Raw genomic sequence first — 21,086 nt, 5'->3', positions numbered from 1 at the left:
CAAATCAGGCGAATAAATTATCCGCGCAGCAGCGGTTGAACCCTGCTGCGTGATTCCGTGCAAGAAGGAAACGGTCTTGCAGGAAGCTTGCTTGGAGGGGAGAACTTTTGCGTAACGCCCGAGTCTATCTTGGCAAGCCGATCCACTGGGCGGCGCGGTGCCCCTCAAGCTCCAACGAGGAGTATCCATGCTAACCCAGGAACAGGATCAGCAACTGGTCGAGCGGGTGCAGCGAGGCGATAAGAGGGCTTTCGATCTTCTGGTGCTGAAGTATCAGCACAAGATCCTCGGGTTGATCGTGCGGTTCGTGCACGACACTCAGGAGGCCCAGGATGTCGCTCAGGAAGCCTTCATCAAGGCGTATCGTGCGCTCGGCAATTTCCGCGGTGACAGTGCTTTCTATACCTGGCTGTACCGCATCGCCATCAATACGGCGAAGAATCATCTGGTGGCGCGTGGTCGGCGTCCTCCGGACAGTGATGTGAGTGCGGAGGACGCGGAGTTCTACGATGGCGATCATGCTCTCAAGGACAACGAATCGCCCGAGCGCTCGCTGCTGAGGGATGAGATCGAGGGTACCGTCCATCGAACCATCCAGCAGCTACCTGAGGATTTGCGCACGGCGCTGACGTTGCGTGAGTTCGATGGTCTGAGTTACGAGGACATCGCCAATGTCATGCAGTGTCCGGTTGGTACAGTCCGCTCGCGTATTTTCAGGGCGCGAGAAGCGATCGATAAAGCCCTGCAGCCCTTGCTGCAGGAATCCTGAGACAGCGGCGACAGCTATTAGAGAGGAATCGCCATGAGTCGTGAAGCCCTGCATGAATCGCTGTCCGCGGTGATGGATAACGAAGCGGATGAACTTGAGTTGCGCCGAGTGCTCGCCTCCAGCGGTGATGAGGAGATCCGTGCCACATGGTCGCGCTACCAGATAGCCCGTGCCGTGATGCACAAGGAACTGCTCGAGCCCCGTCTCGACATCGCGGCGGCGGTATCCGCAGCGCTGGCGGATGAGGCTGCGCCTGCTACAGCAGCCAAGGGGCCCTGGCGTACCTTGGGTCGCCTGGCGGTCGCAGCGTCGGTGACTGTTGCCGTGCTGGCCGGTGTGCGTCTGTACAACCAGGACGAGGTAGGCACCCGTCAACTGGCCCAGCAAGGTGGCGTGCAGCCGCTGATCACCGCGCCCCAGGCCAACAAGGATGCGGTGCTGGCGGGATACAGTGTCGAGTCACCGCGTGTATTGCCGCAAGGTTCGGCTGCGCCGTCTGGCTGGCATGACCAGCGCCTGCCGGCCTACCTGCGCCAGCATGCCCAACAGGCCGCCATGAGCGGTTCCGAGAGCGCGCTGCCCTACGCACGCGCTGCCAGTCTGGAGAGCCGCTGAGCAGTAATCCATGCGTGCACTACCACTCTTCGTGTTGCTCGGTGGTTGGCTGGTCCAGGCCGCCCACGCCGCCGAACCCCAGGATTGGCTGAAGCGTATTGCCCAGGCCGAGCAGCAGAACTTTCAGGGAACATTCGTCTACGAGCGCAGCGGCAGCTTTTCCACTCACCAGATCTGGCACCGGGTCGACGCCAGTCAGGTGCGTGAGCGTCTGCAGCAGCTCGATGGTCCGGCCCAGGAGGTCGTGCGGGTAGACGGCAGAACGCAATGCGTGAGCGGTGCGCTGGCCGACCAGATGGGAGGCCAGGTGTGGCCCGCTCGGGATTTGGATGCGGCACAGATCGCCAAGTCCTACGAGATCCGTGTGGTGGGCGAGTCCCGTGTTGCAGGGCGTGCCGCCGTGGTTCTCAGTCTCGTGCCGCGGGATCAGCATCGTTATGGCTTCGAGCTGCACCTGGATCGTGAGACTGGCCTGCCACTGAAGTCGTTGATGCTCAACGACAAAGGCGGGTTGTTGGAGCGCTTCCAGTTCACCCAGTTCGAGACAGTTCGCCCGGAGGATGCCGAGCTTCAGCCCGGTGTCGATTGCCAGGCGGTGAGTTTCTCCGAGGCTCCGGTGGGGCAGGCCAGTGCCTGGCACTCAGACTGGTTGCCGCCAGGCTTCAGTCTTTCCAGTTCCACTCAACGCCGCAGCCCCGCGTCATCCGATACCGTGGTCTGTCTGTTGTTTGGTGACGGCCTGGCACGTTTTTCGGTGTTCCTGGAGCCTCTGCACGGCGCGCGAGTGGAAGACATCGTGCCCTACGAGCTTGGGCCTACCGTGGCGGTATCCCGTCGGTTGAGCACGGCAGACGGGGATGTGATGGTCACCGTCGTGGGTGAGATTCCTGTGGGAACTGCGGAGCGCGTCGCGTTGTCTATGCGTTCGGCGGGTACCGCTGGCAGCTCCGCGCCCCAGTGAGTTGAGGGTGCCGCAGGCGACAGTGCTGGGCCTTCTGCTTGAAGGAGGCTGGTAATTGATAGCGATCTGCTATCGATTCGTATCCCAAGTTGTGCAATGGTTCATCGGGCTGGAGGCCTCGCTTCCGGCCCCATTTGCGTTTGCCCGCTCCGCCCCCGGGGCGCTCGGCGGGTTCAAATTCCTCGTGTAATGACGGGAGCTGTATGTCGATGCTAAGCATGAAATCCTGCATGTCCGCCGTGGCGGCGCTGCTGCTGCTCGGACAAACCCTCGCGGCGCGCGCCGAACTGCCTGACTTCTCCCCGCTGGTGGAGCAGGCGTCACCCGCCGTGGTCAACATCAGTACGCGACAGAAGCTGCCCGAGCGCGCCGTCGCCAACCAGATGCCGGACCTGGAAGGCCTGCCGCCGATGCTGCGGGAGTTCTTCGAGCGCAGCATCCCCCAGGCCCCGCGTGGCCAGGGTGGTCGCCAGCGTGAGGCGCAGTCCCTGGGCTCTGGTTTCATCATCTCCAGGGATGGCTACATCCTGACCAACAACCATGTGGTAGCGGACGCCGACGAGATCATCGTGCGCCTGTCCGACCGCAGCGAGCTGGAAGCCAAGCTGATCGGCGCCGATGCCCGCACCGACGTGGCCCTGCTGAAGGTGGAAGGCAAGGACCTGCCCATCGTCAAACTCGGCAAATCCGATTCGTTGAAGGTTGGGAGCTGGGTGCTGGCCATCGGTTCGCCGTTCGGTTTCGACCATTCCGTCACCGCCGGCATCGTCAGCGCCAAGGGCCGTAGCCTGCCCAACGAGAGCTACGTGCCGTTCATCCAGACCGACGTGGCGATCAACCCGGGTAACTCCGGTGGGCCGCTGTTCAACCTGGACGGCGAAGTGGTCGGCATCAACTCGCAGATCTTCACCCGCTCCGGCGGCTTCATGGGGCTGTCCTTCGCCATCCCGATCGATGTGGCGATGAGCGTGGCCGATCAATTGAAGGCCAGCGGCAAGGTCAACCGTGGCTGGCTGGGCGTGGTGATCCAGGAAGTGAACAAGGACCTCGCCGAATCCTTCGGTCTCGACAAGCCGGCAGGTGCGCTGGTGGCCCAGGTGCTGGAGAACGGCCCGGCTGCCAAGGGCGGCCTGCAAGTGGGGGATGTGATCCTCAGCATGAACGGGCAACCCATCGTCATGTCCGCTGACCTGCCGCATCTTGTGGGCGCGCTGAAACCGGGTACCAAGATCGACCTGGGCATCGTCCGCGATGGCAATCGCAAGAACCTGTCCCTGAGCATCGGTGCGCTGCCTGAGGACGGTCAGGAACTGGCCGCCGGCGAGTCCTCGGGTGCCGAGCGCAGCAGCAACCGTCTTGGTGTGCTGGTCGCCGGTCTCTCCGGGGAGCAGCAGAAAGCGCTGGACATCAAGGGTGGCGTGGTCATCCGCGAGATCCAGGAAGGGCCGGCTGCACTCATGGGGCTGCGCCCGGGTGACGTGATCACCCACCTGAACAACCAGGCCATCGATTCGGTCCAGACCTTCGCCAAGGTCGCCAAGGAACTGCCGAAGAATCGTTCGGTGTCCATGCGCGTGCTGCGCCAGGGGCGCGCGAGCTTCATCACCTTCAAATTGTCGGAGTGATCCGATGCACTGAAAAAGGGCGGCCCAGGTCGCCCTTTTTCATGGGCGGGCGTCGTCGGTCGTGCGTGACGCCTGTGATGGCGATCAGGTAAACTCCCCGGCTATTTTTCGGCAAGCAACCAGCTTGCGGCTTTTTTCGAGTGTCGATCCCGTGAGTGACCTGAGTCATATCCGCAACTTTTCCATCATCGCCCATATCGACCATGGCAAGTCGACCCTGGCGGATCGCTTCATCCAGCTCTGTGGTGGCCTTTCCGATCGCGAGATGGAGGCGCAGGTGCTCGACTCCATGGACCTGGAACGTGAGCGCGGCATCACCATCAAGGCCCACAGCGTCACCCTGCACTACAAGGCGCAGGACGGCCGGACCTACCAGTTGAATTTCATCGATACCCCCGGTCACGTGGACTTCACCTACGAGGTGAGCCGTTCCCTGGCTGCCTGCGAAGGCGCGCTGCTGGTGGTGGATGCAGGGCAGGGCGTCGAGGCCCAGTCCGTGGCCAACTGCTACACCGCCATCGAGCAGGGCCTGGAAGTGATGCCCGTGCTGAACAAGATGGACCTGCCCCAGGCCGAGCCTGAGCGGGTGAAGGACGAGATCGAGCACATCATCGGCATCGACGCCACTGACGCCGTGCCCTGCAGCGCCAAGAGCGGCATGGGTGTGATCGAGGTGCTGGAGCAACTGGTCAAGGTGATCCCGCCGCCGGAAGGCGAGATCGAGGCACCGCTGCAGGCGCTGATCATCGACTCCTGGTTCGACAACTACCTGGGCGTGGTCTCGCTGGTTCGGGTCAAGCACGGTCGAGTGAAGAAGGGCGACAAGATCCTGGTGAAGTCCACCGGCAAGGTCCACCAGGTGGACAGCGTCGGCGTCTTCACTCCCAAGCACACCGAGACCGCAGACCTCAAGGCCGGCGAAGTGGGCTTCATCATCGCCGGCATCAAGGACATTCATGGGGCGCCGGTGGGCGACACCCTGACCCTGTCCAACACCCCGGATGTGGACGTGCTGCCGGGCTTCCAGCGCATCAAGCCGCAGGTCTACGCCGGCCTGTTCCCGGTCAGCTCCGATGACTTCGAGGACTTCCGCGAGGCCCTGCAGAAGCTGACCCTGAACGATGCCGCGCTGCAGTACGAGCCGGAAAGCTCCGAGGCCCTGGGCTTCGGCTTCCGCATCGGCTTCCTCGGCATGCTGCACATGGAGATCATCCAGGAGCGTCTGGAGCGCGAATACGACCTGGACCTGATCACCACCGCGCCGACTGTGGTCTTCGAGATCGTCCTGAAGAGCGGCGAGACCGTTTACGTCGACAACCCGTCCAAGCTGCCCGACCTGGCGTCCATTCAGGAAATGCGCGAACCCATCGTGCGCGCCACCATCCTGGTGCCCCAGGAGCACCTCGGCAACGTCATCACCCTGTGCATCGAGAAGCGTGGCGTCCAGCGCGACATGCAGTTCCTCAGTTCCCAGGTTCAGGTTTGCTACGACCTGCCGATGAATGAGGTGGTGCTGGATTTCTTCGACCGTTTGAAGTCGGTGAGCCGTGGCTACGCTTCGCTGGACTACAGCTTCGACCGCTTCGAGCCCGCCAACCTCGTCCGCCTGGATGTGCTGATCAACGGTGAGAAGGTCGATGCGCTGGCACTGATCGTTCACCGCGAGCAGGCCCACTACAAGGGCCGAGCGCTGACCGAGAAGATGAAAGACCTGATTCCTCGGCAGATGTTCGACGTTGCCATCCAGGCCGCCATTGGCGGCCAGATTGTGGCCAGGACCACTGTCAAGGCTCTCAGGAAGAACGTTCTGGCCAAGTGCTACGGCGGTGACGTCAGCCGTAAGAAGAAACTGCTGGAGAAGCAGAAGGCCGGTAAGAAACGGATGAAGCAGGTAGGCAGCGTGGAAATCCCGCAGGAAGCCTTCCTCGCTGTTCTCAAAGTGGATAGCTAGGGTCTATGTCGATCAATTTCCCGCTCTTGTTGGTTATCGCCGTGGCGGTCTGCGGCGTGCTCGCGCTCCTCGATCTGCTCCTGCTGGCACCGCGCCGGCGTACTGCGATCGCCACCTACCAGGGGCAGGTCAGCGAGCCCGATCCGGCAGTGCTGGAAAAGCTCGGCAAGGAGCCCCTGCTGGTCGAGTACGGCAAGTCGTTCTTCCCGGTGCTGGCCATCGTGCTGGTGCTGCGTTCTTTCCTGGTGGAGCCCTTCCAGATCCCGTCCGGTTCGATGAAGCCGACGCTGGAGGTGGGCGATTTCATCCTGGTGAACAAGTTCGCCTACGGCATCCGCCTGCCGGTGCTGGATACCAAGGTCATCGAAGTGGGGGACCCGCAGCGGGGTGATGTGATGGTGTTCCGCTACCCCAGCGACCCGAACGTCAACTACATCAAGCGCGTCGTCGGTCTGCCGGGTGATCGCATCGCCTACAGCAACGACAAGCGCCTGACCGTCAATGGCCAACTGGTTGCCGAGACACTGGTGGGTGACGAGCCCGGCACCTTGGGCAGTGCGCGCCTCTATCAGGAAAAGCTGGGCGAGGCCGAGCACATGATCCGCAAGGAAATGCGCCGCAACCTCATGGAGCCCGGCAAGGAGTGGGTGGTCCCGGAGGGGCACTACTTCATGATGGGCGACAACCGCGACAACTCGAACGACAGTCGCTACTGGAACGACCCGAACATTCCCCGCGACCTGCTGGGCATGGTTCCGGACCGCAACATCGTCGGCAAGGCCTTTGCCGTGTGGATGAGCTGGCCTGACCCCAAGCTGCGCAGCCTGCCGAACTTCTCCCGCGTCGGCCTGATTCACTGAGCGACCTGAGATTTCGCTTTTGCGGCGCTGTTCACGACGGCGCCGCCCGCTATATATAGTTTTGCGACGGGCCGGCCGGCCCGAACAACAACCACATTGAGGTCAATATGACGTTCGCACGCTCGCAGCGCGGCCTTTCGCTCCTGGGTTGGATGGTGGTCCTGGCCATCGTCGCCTTCCTCGCCAGCACCGCCTTCAAGATCGTTCCCCACTACATGGACTACTACGCGCTGGAAAAGCTGATCACGTCCGTGGAGAACGAGAAGGGGCAGGGAATCTCCACTCCGGGTGATTTTGAAGCCTATGTACGCAAGGGGATGCAGATCAACAGCATCCGCGACATCGACCTGGAAAAGGCCTTGAGCGTGAAGGTTGAGAACAACGACTTCTACGCCACCCTGAAGTACGAGAAGCGCGAGCCGCTGATCGAGAACCTCGACCTGGTGGTCCATTTCGACAAAGAATTCCGTGTAAGAGTCCCGTGAGCGCATCCCTCAGCCGTCTCGAGCGCCAGCTCGGCCATACCTTCAATGACCAGGGTCTGATGACCCTGGCCCTCACCCACCGCAGCTACGCCGGGCGCAACAATGAACGCCTGGAGTTCCTGGGTGATGCCGTGCTCAACTTCGTCGCGGGCGAGGCCCTCTACGAGCGCTTTCCCCAGGCCCGCGAGGGGCAGCTCTCACGGTTGCGCGCGCGGCTGGTGAAGGGCGAGACCCTGGCCCTGCTGGCACGCGGTTTCGAGCTTGGCGAATACCTGCGTCTGGGTTCCGGCGAGCTGAAGAGTGGTGGCTTCCGCCGCGAATCGATCCTGGCGGATGCCTTGGAGGCGCTGATCGGTGCCATCTACCTGGACGCCGGCATGGACAAGGCCCGCGAACGGGTCCTGGCCTGGCTGCAGAATGAGCTGGAAAGCCTGACCCTGGTGGACACCAACAAGGACCCCAAGACCCGCCTGCAGGAGTTCCTGCAGTCCCGGGCCTGCGAACTGCCCCGCTACGAAGTGGTGGATATCCAGGGTGAGCCTCACTGCCGCACCTTTTTCGTCGAGTGCGACATCACCCTGCTGAACGACAAGACCCGTGGCCAAGGGGCCAGCCGGCGCATCGCCGAGCAGGTGGCTGCGGCCGCCGCCCTGGTGGCCCTGGGCGTGGAGAATGGCCATGACTGATCTCGAAACCTCCCGCTGCGGCTACGTGGCCATCGTCGGACGCCCCAACGTGGGCAAGTCCACCCTGCTGAACCACATCCTCGGGCAGAAGCTGGCGATCACCTCGCGCAAGCCCCAGACCACCCGCCACACCATGCTCGGCATCAAGACCGAAGGCGCGGTGCAGGCGGTCTACGTCGACACCCCCGGCCTGCACAAGAACAACGAGAAAGCGCTCAACCGCTACATGAACAAATCCGCCGCCGCCGCCCTCAAGGACGTCGACGTGGTGGTGTTCGTGGTGGACCGCACCCGCTGGACCGATGAGGACCAGATGGTGCTCGAGCGCGTCCAGTACGTGCAGGGCCCGGTGATCATCGCCGTGAACAAGACCGATCGCCTGGAAGAGAAGTCCGAGCTGCTGCCGCACCTGACCTGGCTGCAGGAACAACTGCCAAAGGCCGAGATCGTGCCGATCTCCGCCCAGCACGGCCACAACCTCGATGCCCTGGAACGCCTGGTGGCGGACAACCTGCCAGAAAACGAGCACTTCTTCCCGGAAGACCAGATCACCGACCGCAGCAGCCGCTTCCTCGCCGCCGAACTGGTGCGGGAGAAGATCATGCGTCAGCTGGGTGCCGAGTTGCCCTACCAGATCACCGTCGAGATCGAGGAGTTCAAGCACGATGGGCGCACGTTGCACATCCATGCGCTGATCCTCGTCGAGCGCGACGGGCAGAAGAAGATCATCATCGGCGACGGTGGCGAGCGCATCAAACGCATCGGCCAGGACGCGCGCAAGGACATGGAGGTCATGTTCGACTCCAAGGTCATGCTCAACCTCTGGGTCAAGGTTAAAGGCGGCTGGTCCGACGACGAACGGGCCCTGCGCTCCCTGGGCTACAACGACCTCTGACCCGCCATGCAGACGCCCGCGCAGGCGGTACCGGCCTTTGTCCTGCACAGCCGGGCCTACCGCGAAAGCAGTGCGCTGGTGGACCTGTTCACCCCGGATGGGCGCCTGCGCGCAGTGTTGCGCGGCGCCCGTGGCAAGGCCGGCACCCTGGCCCGGCCTTTCGTCCCCCTCGAAGTGGAACTGCGCGGCCGCAGCGAGCTGAAGAACATCGGCCGGCTCGAAGGCGCGGGCATCCCGCATTTCCTCACCGGAGAAGCTCTGTTCAGCGGGCTCTACCTCAATGAGCTGCTGGTGCGCCTGTTGCCGGCGGAAGCGCCTCACCCCGATCTGTTCCAGCATTACGCTGTGACCCTCCAGGCCCTTGCCGCCAACCGCCCGCTGGAGCCGCTGCTGCGCGCCTTCGAGTGGCGCCTGCTGGACGAGCTGGGCTACGGTTTCGCCCTGGACATCGACCTGCACGGCGCGCCTATCGCCGTCGACGGCATCTACCGGCTGTTGCCGGACGCCGGCCTGGAGCCGGTCGGCCACCTGCAGCCCGGCCTCTTCCAGGGCGCCGAGCTGCTGGCCCTGGCCGAGGCCGACTGGTCGGCACCGGGGGCCCTGGCCGCCGCCAAGCGCCTGATGCGCCAGGCCCTGGCCCCTCATCTCGGTGGCCGGCCGCTGGCCAGCCGCGAACTCTTCATGACGATCAAGGAACCTGCCCGTGACTGAAGCCAACCGTGTACTGCTCGGCGTGAACATCGACCACGTCGCCACCCTGCGCCAGGCCCGTGGGACCCGTTACCCCGATCCGGTCAAGGCCGCCCTGGATGCCGAGGAGGCTGGCGCCGACGGCATCACCGTGCACCTGCGCGAAGACCGCCGGCACATCCAGGAGCGCGACGTGCGTGTGCTCAAGGAGGTCCTGCAGACCCGCATGAACTTCGAGATGGGCGTCACCGAGCCGATGATGGCTTTCGCCGAAGAAATCCGCCCCGAGCACATCTGCCTGGTGCCGGAAACCCGCCAGGAGCTGACCACCGAAGGCGGCCTCGACGTGGCCGGCCAGGAGGCGCGCATCCAGGCCGCCGTCGAGCGCCTGGCCAAGCTCGGCAGTGAGGTTTCGCTGTTCATCGACGCCGACCCGCTGCAGATCCAGGCCGCCCACCGCGTCGGCGCGCCGGCCATCGAGCTGCACACCGGCCGTTACGCCGATGCCCACACTCCGGAGGAAGCCGAGCAGGAGCTGCAGCGCATCCGTGAGGGCGTCGCCCTGGGCCTCAAGCTCGGCCTGGTGGTCAATGCCGGTCATGGTCTGCACTACCACAACGTCGAGCCGGTGGCGGCGATCCCCGGCATCAACGAGCTGAACATCGGCCACGCCCTGGTGGCCCACGCGCTGTTCGTCGGCTTCAAGCAGGCGGTGGTGGAGATGAAGCAGCTGATCCAGGGGGCGCAGGCGTCGCGCGTCTGACGCAGGCCAGGGTCACCACTCGCTGACCCCTGATGAAACGCCGGCCTACCCGTGGCGCACGGATAGGCCGGTTCGTTTGTGGCGGGCGTTCCCGGGCTGAAGCCGGGTTGCGGTTCAGGGCTTGCGGGCGACGATCACCGCGCGAGCGGGGGCGGGGAGGCCTTCGACGGTGCGGCTGTGGTCGGCCGGGTCGAGGAACTCGGGCAGCGACTGGAAGCGCATCCATTCCGTGCTGCGCTGTTCCTCCACGCGGGTGACGCTCACGTCCACGCAACGCACGTCCACGTAGCCGGCGCGGCGCAGCCACAGCTCCAGCGCCGGCACCGACGGCAGGAACCACACGTTGCGCATCTGCGCGTAGCGGTCCTCGGGCACCAGCACCTGCTGGGCATCGCCTTCCACCACCAGGGTTTCCAGCACCAGTTCGCCGCCGCGCACCAGGCAGTCCTTCAGGTCGTACAGGTGATCGATGGGCGAGCGCCGGTGGTACAGCACGCCCATGGAGAACACCGTGTCGAAGCCTTCCAGCTTCGCCGGCAGCTCCTCCAGGGCCAGGGGCAGGTGCCAGGCGGGGAGGTCGGGCAGGAAGCGCTTCATGGCGAGGAACTGGCAGAAGAACAGCCAGTTCGGGTCCACGCCCACCACGCAGTCGGCGCCGGCGCCGAGCATGCGCCACTGGTAGTAGCCGTTGCCGCAGCCCACATCCAGCACCCGCTTGCCGACGAGGTCCAGGTGGGGCGAGACGCGCGCCCATTTCCAGTCCGAGCGCCACTCGGTGTCGACATGCACGCCAAACAGCTCGAACGGCCCCTTGCGCCAGGGAATCAGCCCTTGCAAGGCAGTTTTCAGTTGGGCCCGGGTGGCCTCGTCGCAGGGGCCGTCCAGCAGGAAGCGCTGGGCCAGTTCCACCTGCTGCGGTTGCAGCGCGGGGAGGGCGTTGACGGCAGCCCTCCAGCGCTCCAGGTCGCCGTGGCCGACGGCCAGCTTGGCGTCCAGTTGCGCCGGCAGGTCGGCGGCCCAGTCCTGCAGGCGGGTGCCGGCCAGTTGCTGTTGCAGGCTGTCGAGGTCGAGGGTGCGGATCATGGCAGGGCGATCAACGAGGCGAAGTTGAGGCACTGGAACCAGGGCACCACCTTGGAGAAGCCGGCGGCGAGCAGGCGTTCGCGGTGTTCTTCGAAGCTGTCCGGGTGCATGACGTTCTCCAGGGCACTGCGCTTCTGGGCGATCTCCAGTTCGCTGTAGCCGTTGGCGCGTTTGAAGGCGACGTGCAGGTCGGTGAGCAGCGCGTGGGCCTCGGCATCCTCGAAGCGCAGCTTCTCCGAGAGGATCAGCGCCCCGCCCGGCAACAGGGCCTGGCGGATGCGCCCCAGCAGTTCCTCGCGGCGCTCGCGGGGGACGAATTGCAGGGTGAAGTTCAGCGCCACCAGGCTGGTGGGCTGGAGTTCCAGGGCGAGGATGTCCGCCTCCATCACCTCCACCGGCAGCAGCTCCTGGAACATCGCGTCCTGGGCGTGCAGGTACTCCCGGCAGCGCGTGACCATGGCGCTGGAGTTGTCCACCGCGATCACCCGGCAGCCTTCGGTCTTCACGTGGCGGCGCAGGGCCTGGGTCACGGCGCCGAGGGAGCTGCCCAGGTCGTAGAGCGGGGTGTTGGGCTGGGTGAACTGCGCGGCCAGCACACCGATGTTCTCGACAATGGTGGGGTAGCCCGGCACCGAGCGCTTGATCATGTCCGGGAAGACCCGGACCACGTCCTCGTTGAAGGCGAAGTCGGCCACCTGGGCCTGGGGCGTGGCGTAGATGCGGTCGGGTTGTTGCTTCACGGGCCGGTACCAGCAGTTGGAAAGGGCGGCATTCTAGCCAAGACTGCCCGCCGTCCCAAATGCCGCTACGTCGGGTTGGAGGCTGTGCCTGCTTTCAAGCGCGCCGAGGCGGTAATGCCCCACTGGCCGAGCCAGTAGCTGAGGATGATGGCGTAGCCGTCACCGGGGAAGCTGCCGACGAAGCGCGCGATGCCCAGCAGGCTGTCCGAGACCACGAAGCACAGCGCCCCGGCCACGGCGGCCAGCACCGACCCGCGTGCTATCCCGGTCTCGCCGATACGGGCCAGGGCGCGCCAGAGCATGCTGCTGATGGTCAGGGCGTAGAGCGCCACGGGCAGCGCCAGGGGCCCCAGGCCGCCGCTGCCGAGCAGGGCGAACATGGTGCCGCCATAGACCAGGCAGGCCACCAGGGCGAGGGGCGCCAGGCGGCGGCTGTCGCTCAGGTAGGCGGCGATGTAGCACAGGTGGCCCAGCAGGAACGCCGCCAGACCGGGGACGAACAGGTCGCCGGGCCATTGCAGCAGCACATCCCCCAGCAGGCACAGCGCCAGGCCGAGGGCGACGCGGTTGCGGTAGGTACCGGCCGGTGCGCCGCGCAGCCAGAGCATCAGGGCGATGATCGGCAGCGGCTTGCTGGCGAAGCACAGCCAGGGCAGGTCGAGTGCACGGCCGATGAGGAAGGCGCAGGCGCCGGTCAGGCCGATCAGCAAGGCAGGCATGGGGCCGCTCCATCGAAGGGAGGGCGCACTTTGCTTCAGCATTCGGCTGGGCCGCCAGGCGTCGCGCGCCAGGGCGGCTCGCCAATTGCGCCGTCACTCCACGTGGACGGAGCAGTCGAAGGTCTGTTCGGGGGCGACGTCGGTTTCCCAGGGGCGCTGGTAGACCAGCAGCAGGCGACCGTCGCCCGGCTGGGCGGCGCTGAAGCGCCAGGTGGATTCCCCGGCGCCGCCGACCAGGCCGGCGTCCTCTGGGGCGTTGTAGACCTCCGGGCCGAGGCTGCGCAGCACGCCGGGCGCGGCGTCCTTCACCACCCAGCGGAAGCCGGTGGTGGGGTTGCTCGGCAGGGTGAGCACCAGGGCCTGGCCCTTGTCCAGCTTCAGGGGGCAGCGGTCCTGTTTCTGCACCAGCAGGGTGGTCGACTCGTGGGCGCAGCCGGCCAGCAGTGCGAGGGCACCGGGCAGCAGCAGGCGGGGGAGGGGATTCAGGCGCATGGACGGCTCCATCGTTCAAGGGCCGGTGCAGCATATCCGCTGCTCCGGCCCCTGGGTAGGCACCGCAGGTTCAGCCGAAGAGTACCTTGGCGACATCCGAGAAGCGCTTGGCGAAGTGCACCGTCATGCCCTCGCGCAGGTAGTCCGGCAGCTCCTCGTAGGCACCCCGGTTGGCTTCGGGGAGGATCAGCTCATGGAGCTTCTGCCGCCGCGCGGCGATGACCTTCTCGCGCACCCCACCGATCGGCAGCACCTGGCCGGTGAGGGTCAGCTCGCCGGTCATGGCCACGCCTTTCTTCGGCGCCTGGTCGCGGGCCAGGGACAGCAGGGCGCTGGCCATGGTGATGCCGGCGCTGGGGCCGTCCTTGGGCGTGGCGCCTTCCGGTACGTGAAGATGCACGAAGGCCTGGTCGAAGAAGGTCGGGTCGCCGCCGAACTGCTTGAGGTGCGAACTCACGTAGCTGTAGGCGATCTCGGCCGACTCCTTCATCACGTCACCCAACTGGCCGGTGAGCTTGAAGCCCCGGTTGAGGGTGTGGATGCGGGTGGCTTCGATGGGCAGGGTGGCGCCACCCATGCTGGTCCAGGCCAGCCCGGTGATCACGCCCTTGCCCACCAGCACCTGCTCCTTGCGGAAAGGCGGTGTGCCCAGCAGCGGCTCCAGGTCCTTGTTGCCGACGCGGATCTTCGCCTCGGGCTCCTCCAGCAGGCGCACCACCGACTTGCGGATGATCTTGCCCAGCTGCTTCTCCAACTGGCGGACGCCGGATTCCCGCGCATACCCCTCGATCACCGCAGTGAGCGCGGCGTCGGTGATGGCCAGGCGCTGCTTCGGCACCCCGGTGCGCTCCAGCAGGCGCGGCCACAGGTGACGCTTGGCGATGGCGTGCTTTTCCTCGGTGATGTAGCCGGACAGGCGGATCACCTCCATGCGGTCCAGCAGCGGGCCGGGGATCGAATCCAGCGTGTTGGCGGTGCACACGAACAGCACCTTGGACAGGTCCAGGCGCAGGTCCAGGTAGTGGTCGAGGAACTCGACGTTCTGCTCCGGGTCGAGGGTCTCCAGCAGGGCCGAGGCGGGGTCGCCCTGGTAGCTGGCGCCGAGCTTGTCGATCTCGTCGAGCATGATCACCGGGTTCATCACCTCCACTTCCTTCAGCGCCTGCACCAGCTTGCCGGGCAGGGCGCCGATGTAGGTGCGGCGGTGGCCCTTGATCTCGGCCTCGTCACGCATGCCGCCGACGCTGAAGCGGTAGAAGGGACGCCCCAGGGACTCGGCGATGGACTTGCCGATGCTGGTCTTGCCGACGCCGGGCGGGCCCACCAGCAGCACGATGGAGCCGGCGATCTCGCCCTTGAAGGCGCCGACGGCGAGGAATTCGAGGATGCGGTTCTTGATGTCGTCGAGGCCCGCATGGTGGCGGTCCAGCACCTGGCGCGCGTGCTTGAGGTCCAGCCGGTCCTTGCCGTACACGCCCCAGGGCAGGGCCGTGGCCCAGTCCAGGTAGTTGCGGGTCACCGCGTACTCGGGGGAGCCGGTCTCCAGGATCGACAGCTTGTTCAGCTCCTCGTCGATGCGCTTCTTCGCCTGCTCCGGCAGGGTCTTGCCCTCCAGGCGCTGGCGGAACTGCTCGGCGTCGGCGCTGCGGTCATCCTTGGTGATGCCCAGCTCCTGCTGGATCAGCTTCAACTGCTCCTTGAGGAAGAACTCCCGCTGGTGCTTGCCGATCTTGCGGTTCACCTCTGCCGACAGCTCGCTCTGCAAGCGCGCCACCTCGACTTCCTTGCGCAGCATCGGCAGCACCTTCTCCATGCGCTTGAGCACGGGGATGGTGTCCAGCACTTCCTGCAGGTCGTTGGCCGGTGCGGTGGTGAGGGCGGCGGCGAAGTCGGTGAGCGGCGACGGGTCGTTGGGGCTGAAGCGGTTCAGGTAGTTCTTCAGCTCCTCGCTGTACAGCGGGTTGAGCGGCAGCAGCTCCTTGATGGCGTTGATCAACGCCATGCCGTAAGCCTTCACCTCGTCGCGCGGGTCGGATTGCGGGCGCGGGTAATCCACCTCCACCAGGTAGGGCGGGCGGTGGCGCTTGAGCCAGCCACGGATGCGCACCCGCGACAGGCCCTGGGCCACGAACTGCAGCTTGCCGCCCTCACGGGTGGCGTGGTGAACCCGCACCAGGGTGCCGTGCTCGGGCAGGGTGCTGGGGTCGAAATGGCGCGGGTCACCCGGCGGGCTGTCGACGAAGAACAGCGCCAGGCTGTGGTGGTTGGTCTTGGCCACCAGCTCCAGGGTTTCTGCCCAGGGCTCCTCCTCGACGATCACCGGCAGCACCTGCGCCGGGAAGAACGGGCGGTTGTGGATGGGGATGACGTACACGGTGTCCGGCAGCGTCTGGCCGGGCAGCGCCAGGCCCGTACCGGTGGCACTGGTGTCATCGACGAGAGTGGCGTGGATCTCCTGATCGCTCATTGGGCACCTGATGGAAACGAATGGGCTTGGGGTGGGGCGTGCAGGCTAGATGGGGCGGCTCCGGGGGCTTTTCAACCACTGTGGGCGCCCGGTGGTGCTGGGCAGGCGAGCATCGCTTGTTTAAAATGCGCAAATTTTGAGCAAGTCCCGCCATGCTCGTCGCCCGCCTGCAACGCCTGGATGAACAGGCCCATGCCCATGCCCACGACCACCATCAACTGGTGATGTCCCTGGCTGGCCGCGCCGCTTTTGAAGTCGGCGGTCGCGGTGGCGAGGTGTGCCGCATGCGCGCCTGCGTGGTGCCGGGCACCACCGAGCACGTCTTTGCCGGCTGCGGTGACAACCGCATGCTGATCCTCGACCTGAACGCGCCGGAGGCTGCCAGCGAGGACCGTGAGCTGCTCCAGCGCCTGTTCGACATTCCTCGCTTCCCCGACCTCGACGCCGACTTCCAGCACCTGTTGAGCTACGCCGGCGCCGAGCTGCAGCGCTACGGCGACGACCCGCTGCTGGCCCGCGCCCTGGGCGGTGTCCTGCTGCGAGCGCTGTACCTGCGGCTGTTCGGCGAACACGGGCGGCGCAGCAACCAGGGCCTTGACCTGGAGCCGCTGGATGCCTACATCGCCGACAACCTGGCCCGGCGCATCAGCGTGGCCGAGCTGGCCCAGGTGGCCTGCCTCAGCCCCAGCCATTTCCACGCCCTGTTCAAGGACAGCGTCGGCCTGACACCCCACCAGTACCTGCTGCGCGCTCGCCTCGACCGTGCCTCCCGCCTGCTGCGCGAAAGCGACCTCGCCCTGGTGCGCATCGCCGAGGAATGCGGCTTCTCCAGCCAGAGCGCGCTGACCACCGCCATGCGCCGCCACCTGGGGCTGACGCCGAAGCGACTGCGCGACCACGCCTGACGAGGCCGTAAGGCCCGTTCTAAAGCCTTTGTCAGTAATTTGCCGGCCAATGCGATTCGCTCTTAATTGTTACGTTATAACGCTATATAGTCGCAGTCCGGCGCGGCTTGCCCGTGCTCACGTCCAACTGCCTTACAGGCGCGCAAGGTTGCGCGCTGACGACTATTCGAGGACCTGCGATGAAACCTATCCACTCACCACTCGCCCTGGCGATTGCCCTGTTTTCCGGCTCGATGGCCCTTGCGGCCGAGTCTGAACAGCCGCTGGAACTGGACCCCAGCGTGGTGCGCGCCAGCGCCCTGTCCACCGCAACCCGTGACATGACGACCCCCGCCGAGGTGCTGGAAGGCGACGCCCTGCGCCTGCGCCGCGAGGCGACCCTCGGCGAGACGCTCGACGGTCTGCCCGGGGTGCATGCCAGCAGCTTCGGCCCCGGCGCCAGCCGCCCGGTGATCCGCGGGCTGGACGGCGCACGGGTGCGGGTTCTGAGCGACGGCGTGGACACGCTGGATGCGTCCACCGTCAGCCCGGACCACGCCGTTGCGATCGAGCCGCTGCTGGTGGAGCGCGTCGAAGTGCTGAAGGGCCCTGCCACCCTGTTGTATGGCGGCGGTGCCATCGGTGGGGTGGTGAACGTGATCGACAAGAAGATTCCCGTCGCGCTCCCCGAGAAGGGCTACGAAGGCGAACTGGAGCTGCGCGGTAACACCGTGGCCGACGAGGGCCTGGGGGCCGGCGGCCTGACCATTGGCACCGGACCGTTCGCCTGGCGCATCGAGGGGCTCAAGCGCCAGGCCAATGCCTACGACATCCCCGGCGCGGCCGGCGACCCGCGATCCTCGAAGCAGACCGGGGCCTACACCGACACCGACAGCGCCACCCTCGGGGGCAGTTGGATCGGGGACCGTGGCTATCTGGGCCTGGCCTACACCGAGCAGAACAATCGCTACGGGCTGCTCGCCCACGAACATGCCCACTGCCACACCCATGGCCCGCGCGACTGGCATTGCGGCTCCCACGGGCACGGCCATGCTCATGATGACCACGAGGAGGGCGGGCTGCCCTACATCGACATGAAGCAGAAGCGCTGGGACGTGCGCGGTGAGTACAGCGACCCGTTGCCGGGCTTTGAGCTGGCCCGTGTGCGAGGGGGCTACAGCGACTACCAGCACGAGGAGATAGAAGGCGGGGTGGCCGCGACCACCTTCAAGAACAAGGCCTACGACTCCCGCCTGGAGCTGACCCACGCACCGCTGTTCGGCTGGCGTGGCGTGCTGGGCGGGCAAAGCTCGCGCCGGGATTTCCAGGCCCTGGGCGAAGAGGCCTATGTGCCGCCGAGCCTGACCCGCAACCACGGCCTGTTCCTGCTGGAGGAGTACACCCTGGATGACTGGCGTTATGAACTGGGCCTGCGCCACGAGTGGCAGGACATCTCCGCCCGTGGGGAGCGTAGCCGCCAGCACCGTGGCACTTCCGTATCCGCCGGGGCGGTCTGGACCTTCGCGCCGGAATACTCCCTCGGTTTCTCCCTGTCCCGCTCCCAGCGCCTGCCTACGGCCGAAGAGCTTTACGCCAACGGCCCCCACGCCGCGACCCGTACCGTCGAACTGGGGGACCCGAACCTGAGCGAGGAGACCTCGCGGAACGTCGAACTGACCCTGCGCAAGTTCGCCGGTCGCACCCATTTCAGCCTCAGCGTCTACCGCAACCAGATCAATGACTTCATCTACGCGGCGGACACCGGGCGCGACATCGGCGGCGAAATGCGCGAGATCCAGTACCGCCAGCAGGATGCCGTCCTGACCGGCGCCGAGGGCGAGCTGGGCTATCGCTTCAGCGATGACACCGACGTCACGCTCTTCGGCGACCGCGTGCGTGGCCGCCTGCGCAGCGGTGGCGGCGACCTGCCGCGCATCCCGGCCGATCGCCTGGGCATCCGCCTCGACCAGCGCCTGGCACCGGCCCTCGCCGGGCAGTTGGAGTTCTACCGCGTGCAGCGCCAGGACCAGCTCGCCGACTACGAGACCCGTACCGGCGGCTACAACATGCTCGGTGCCGCCCTGACCTACACCGGGAAGCTGGAGATGGCCGACTACGAGCTCTACCTCAAAGGGAGCAACCTGCTGGATGCCGAAGGGCGCAACCACAGCTCCTTCATCAAGGACGAGGTGCTACTCCCTGGGCGCAACCTGACCATGGGCGTGCGCCTGGCTTTCTGAGCCAAAGTGCCGGCTACTCTGACGAGTAGCCGGTTGCACCTTTTGGCAGAAAGTTCCCCTTATCGGACTATCCCGAAACTAAATCAGAGGATTTTGTAAGAAAATCGGGGTGCCACCTCTCTACATTCCACCCTTCCGAATTTTCAGCCCACCCCTGTTGACGGATTGGGCTGTACTGAAACCAACGCGATGGTCATGGAAGACAACGGGTAACGCGCCCGGGAATCACGCCTTTCCGCGTACAGGCGCTATCCCCGACCGGGCCCCATGCCTTGATGATGTGGCCGCCTGGCCCCGCAGCGGTTAATACACGCACTGTCCTGGGCGGACCGTGCGTTCAGCCAAGAGGCCATGTACTTCTGAGAATGTTCGCGAGGGCCGCTCCCTATGAGCAGGGCCTTCGACGACGGGTGGGGCCGGATCGCCTCGCTTGAGGTTCGATCGGACGTGAATCGGCTACTGGCCGACAGGGTCGAGAAGCCAAGCGGTCATCGCCACGTGCGGTCGCCAAACAATCACCACGGGAGCAGACCACCCTCAGCTCCCGAATAACAACAAACGAGCAGGGGAGACCCCATGACACTCAGCAACCCGATGCTGATCACGTTCGTGATCTATATCGCCGCCATGGTACTGATCGGCCTGGCCGCCTACCGTTCCACCAACAACCTGTCCGACTACATCCTTGGGGGCCGCAGCCTCGGCAGCTTCGTCACCGCGCTGTCCGCTGGTGCTTCCGACATGAGCGGCTGGCTGCTGATGGGCCTGCCCGGCGCCATCTACCTCTCCGGCCTGTCCGAGGCCTGGATCGCCATCGGCCTGATCGTCGGTGCCTACCTCAACTGGCTGCTGGTAGCCGGTCGCCTGCGCGTACAGACCGAGCACAACGGCAACGCCCTGACCCTGCCGGACTTCTTCACCAACCGCTTCGAAGACAACAGCCGCATCCTGAGGATTTTCTCCGCGGTGGTGATCCTGGTGTTCTTCACCATTTACTGCGCCTCCGGCATCGTCGCCGGTGCCCGCCTGTTCGAAAGCACCTTCGGCCTGTCCTACGCGACTGCCCTTTGGGCCGGCGCGGCCGCCACCATCGCCTACACCTTCATCGGTGGCTTCCTGGCAGTGAGCTGGACCGATACCGTGCAGGCGACCCTGATGATCTTCGCCCTGATCCTCACCCCGGTCGTGGTGGTGATGATCAACGGCGGCATCGAGCCGACCTTCGTGGCCATCGAGCTGCAGGATGCCGCCCACTTCGACATGCTCAAGGGCGCCACCTTCATCGGCGTGATCTCGCTGATGGCCTGGGGCCTGGGCTACTTCGGCCAGCCGCATATCCTGGCGCGCTTCATGGCCGCTGACTCGGTCAAGTCCATCCCCAATGCACGTCGCATCTCCATGACCTGGATGATTGCCTGCCTGGGCGGCGCGGTTGCCGTCGGCTTCTTCGGTATCGCCTACTTCTCCGCGCACCCGGACGTGGCCGGCCCGGTCACCGCCAACCCCGAGCGCGTGTTCATCGAACTGGCCAAGCTGCTGTTCAACCCCTGGGTGGCCGGCGTGCTGCTGTCCGCCATCCTGGCGGCCGTGATGTCCACCCTGAGCTGCCAGTTGCTGGTGTGCTCCAGCGCCCTGACCGAAGACTTCTACAAGGCCTTCTTCCGCAAGAACGCCAGCCAGAACGAACTGGTCTGGGTCGGCCGCGCCATGGTGCTGCTGGTGGCCGTGATCGCCATCGCCATCGCCTCCAACCCCGAGAGCAAGGTGCTGGGCCTGGTCTCCTACGCCTGGGCCGGCTTCGGTGCCGCCTTCGGCCCGGTGGTGATCCTCTCCCTGGTGTGGAAGGGCATGACCCGCAACGGTGCCCTGGCGGGCATGGTGCTGGGTGCCGTCACCGTGATCCTGTGGAAGAACCTCCTCGGCTGGACCGGCCTGTACGAAATCATCCCGGGCTTCATCCTCGCCACCCTCGGCATCCTGGTCTTCAGCCGCATCGGCGCTGCGCCGACGGACTCGATGATCAAGCGCTTCGACGCTGCCGAGAAGGAATACCAGGACGCCAGCGCCTGACCGGCGTCCTCCAGCGGGGCGCAGACTCCGCCTGACGATTGCGATAGCGCCTCAACGGCCCACGTCTTCCAAGACCTGGGCCGTTTTTTTT

The 21,086-nt window shown here is 65.5% G+C and carries 19 protein-coding genes; 14 read left to right on the top strand and 5 right to left on the bottom strand.

What is annotated here, in order from left to right:
• Positions 1 to 187: 187 nt before the first annotated feature.
• From rpoE to pdxJ, 11 genes are all read left to right on the top strand, one after another.
• Entirely contained in the window at positions 188 to 769 is a 582-nt protein-coding gene (gene rpoE, locus A7D27_RS21165; RefSeq protein WP_069560895.1) for an RNA polymerase sigma factor RpoE, read from the top strand.
• A gap of 33 nt (positions 770 to 802) precedes the next feature.
• The gene (locus tag A7D27_RS21160) at positions 803 to 1,384 is read left to right on the top strand and encodes an RseA family anti-sigma factor (protein WP_069565993.1); all 582 of its coding nucleotides are present in this window, start codon (positions 803 to 805) and stop codon (positions 1,382 to 1,384) included.
• Positions 1,385 to 1,394: 10 nt separating this feature from the next.
• Entirely contained in the window at positions 1,395 to 2,345 is a 951-nt protein-coding gene (locus tag A7D27_RS21155; protein ID WP_069565992.1) for a MucB/RseB C-terminal domain-containing protein, read from the top strand.
• Positions 2,346 to 2,554: 209 nt separating this feature from the next.
• Positions 2,555 to 3,970 (top strand): DegQ family serine endoprotease, encoded by a 1,416-nt coding sequence (locus A7D27_RS21150; RefSeq protein WP_069560892.1) that lies wholly within the window; start codon positions 2,555 to 2,557, stop codon positions 3,968 to 3,970.
• Positions 3,971 to 4,121: 151 nt separating this feature from the next.
• Positions 4,122 to 5,921 (top strand): translation elongation factor 4, encoded by a 1,800-nt coding sequence (lepA, locus tag A7D27_RS21145; RefSeq protein ID WP_069560891.1) that lies wholly within the window; start codon positions 4,122 to 4,124, stop codon positions 5,919 to 5,921.
• A gap of 5 nt (positions 5,922 to 5,926) precedes the next feature.
• A complete protein-coding gene (gene lepB / locus A7D27_RS21140; RefSeq protein ID WP_069560890.1) occupies positions 5,927 to 6,781 on the top strand; it encodes a signal peptidase I in 855 nt (284 codons plus the stop codon).
• 107 nt (positions 6,782 to 6,888) lie between these two features.
• Positions 6,889 to 7,266 carry a DUF4845 domain-containing protein gene (locus A7D27_RS21135; RefSeq protein ID WP_069560889.1) on the top strand — a complete coding sequence of 126 codons (378 nt, stop codon included), beginning with the start codon at positions 6,889 to 6,891 and terminating at the stop codon, positions 7,264 to 7,266.
• Positions 7,263 to 7,952, top strand: coding sequence for a ribonuclease III (gene rnc, locus A7D27_RS21130; RefSeq protein ID WP_069560888.1), 690 nt, complete (start codon positions 7,263 to 7,265; stop codon positions 7,950 to 7,952). Before A7D27_RS21135 ends, rnc begins: the two co-directional genes overlap by 4 nt.
• Positions 7,945 to 8,847 (top strand): GTPase Era, encoded by a 903-nt coding sequence (gene era, locus A7D27_RS21125; RefSeq protein ID WP_044407217.1) that lies wholly within the window; start codon positions 7,945 to 7,947, stop codon positions 8,845 to 8,847. Before rnc ends, era begins: the two co-directional genes overlap by 8 nt.
• A 6-nt stretch (positions 8,848 to 8,853) precedes the next feature.
• On the top strand, positions 8,854 to 9,558 hold the full coding sequence (gene recO / locus A7D27_RS21120) for a DNA repair protein RecO (protein ID WP_044407215.1): 705 nt from the start codon (positions 8,854 to 8,856) through the stop codon (positions 9,556 to 9,558).
• Positions 9,551 to 10,300, top strand: a complete 750-nt coding sequence (gene pdxJ, locus A7D27_RS21115) for a pyridoxine 5'-phosphate synthase (protein WP_044407213.1) — start codon at positions 9,551 to 9,553, stop codon at positions 10,298 to 10,300. Before recO ends, pdxJ begins: the two co-directional genes overlap by 8 nt.
• 114 nt (positions 10,301 to 10,414) lie before the next feature.
• Here the strand turns inward: pdxJ and cmoB are convergent, their stop codons facing one another.
• The 5 genes from cmoB to lon all read right to left on the bottom strand — a co-directional run bounded on the left by cmoB (position 10,415) and on the right by lon (position 15,801).
• On the bottom strand, positions 10,415 to 11,383 hold the full coding sequence (gene cmoB, locus A7D27_RS21110) for a tRNA 5-methoxyuridine(34)/uridine 5-oxyacetic acid(34) synthase CmoB (protein WP_069565991.1): 969 nt from the start codon (positions 11,381 to 11,383) through the stop codon (positions 10,415 to 10,417).
• Positions 11,380 to 12,123, bottom strand: coding sequence for a carboxy-S-adenosyl-L-methionine synthase CmoA (cmoA, locus tag A7D27_RS21105; RefSeq protein WP_069565990.1), 744 nt, complete (start codon positions 12,121 to 12,123; stop codon positions 11,380 to 11,382). The genes cmoB and cmoA overlap by 4 nt, the downstream gene beginning before the upstream one ends.
• 65 nt (positions 12,124 to 12,188) lie before the next feature.
• Entirely contained in the window at positions 12,189 to 12,842 is a 654-nt protein-coding gene (locus A7D27_RS21100; protein ID WP_069565989.1) for a lysoplasmalogenase, read from the bottom strand.
• Positions 12,843 to 12,935: 93 nt separating this feature from the next.
• Positions 12,936 to 13,334 carry a protease inhibitor I42 family protein gene (locus A7D27_RS21095; RefSeq protein ID WP_240924759.1) on the bottom strand — a complete coding sequence of 133 codons (399 nt, stop codon included), beginning with the start codon at positions 13,332 to 13,334 and terminating at the stop codon, positions 12,936 to 12,938.
• A gap of 70 nt (positions 13,335 to 13,404) precedes the next feature.
• Entirely contained in the window at positions 13,405 to 15,801 is a 2,397-nt protein-coding gene (gene lon, locus A7D27_RS21090) for an endopeptidase La (protein WP_069565988.1), read from the bottom strand.
• A gap of 152 nt (positions 15,802 to 15,953) precedes the next feature.
• Here lon and A7D27_RS21085 point away from each other — a divergent pair, with 152 nt between their 5' ends.
• The 3 genes from A7D27_RS21085 (at position 15,954) to putP (ending at position 20,995) form a co-directional block, all read left to right on the top strand.
• Positions 15,954 to 16,706 carry an AraC family transcriptional regulator gene (locus tag A7D27_RS21085; RefSeq protein ID WP_069565987.1) on the top strand — a complete coding sequence of 251 codons (753 nt, stop codon included), beginning with the start codon at positions 15,954 to 15,956 and terminating at the stop codon, positions 16,704 to 16,706.
• 179 nt (positions 16,707 to 16,885) lie between these two features.
• A complete protein-coding gene (locus A7D27_RS21080) occupies positions 16,886 to 18,925 on the top strand; it encodes a TonB-dependent receptor (RefSeq protein WP_069565986.1) in 2,040 nt (679 codons plus the stop codon).
• Positions 18,926 to 19,501: 576 nt separating this feature from the next.
• Entirely contained in the window at positions 19,502 to 20,995 is a 1,494-nt protein-coding gene (gene putP, locus A7D27_RS21075; protein WP_069565985.1) for a sodium/proline symporter PutP, read from the top strand.
• The last annotated feature ends 91 nt before the right edge of the window (positions 20,996 to 21,086 follow it).

The sequence above is a fragment of the Pseudomonas sp. 1D4 genome (assembly GCF_001728925.1).
GTDB lineage: Bacteria > Pseudomonadota > Gammaproteobacteria > Pseudomonadales > Pseudomonadaceae > Metapseudomonas > Metapseudomonas otitidis.
Note: the sequence above shows the minus strand (reverse complement) of the source record. Positions and strands in the feature narration are given on the sequence as shown.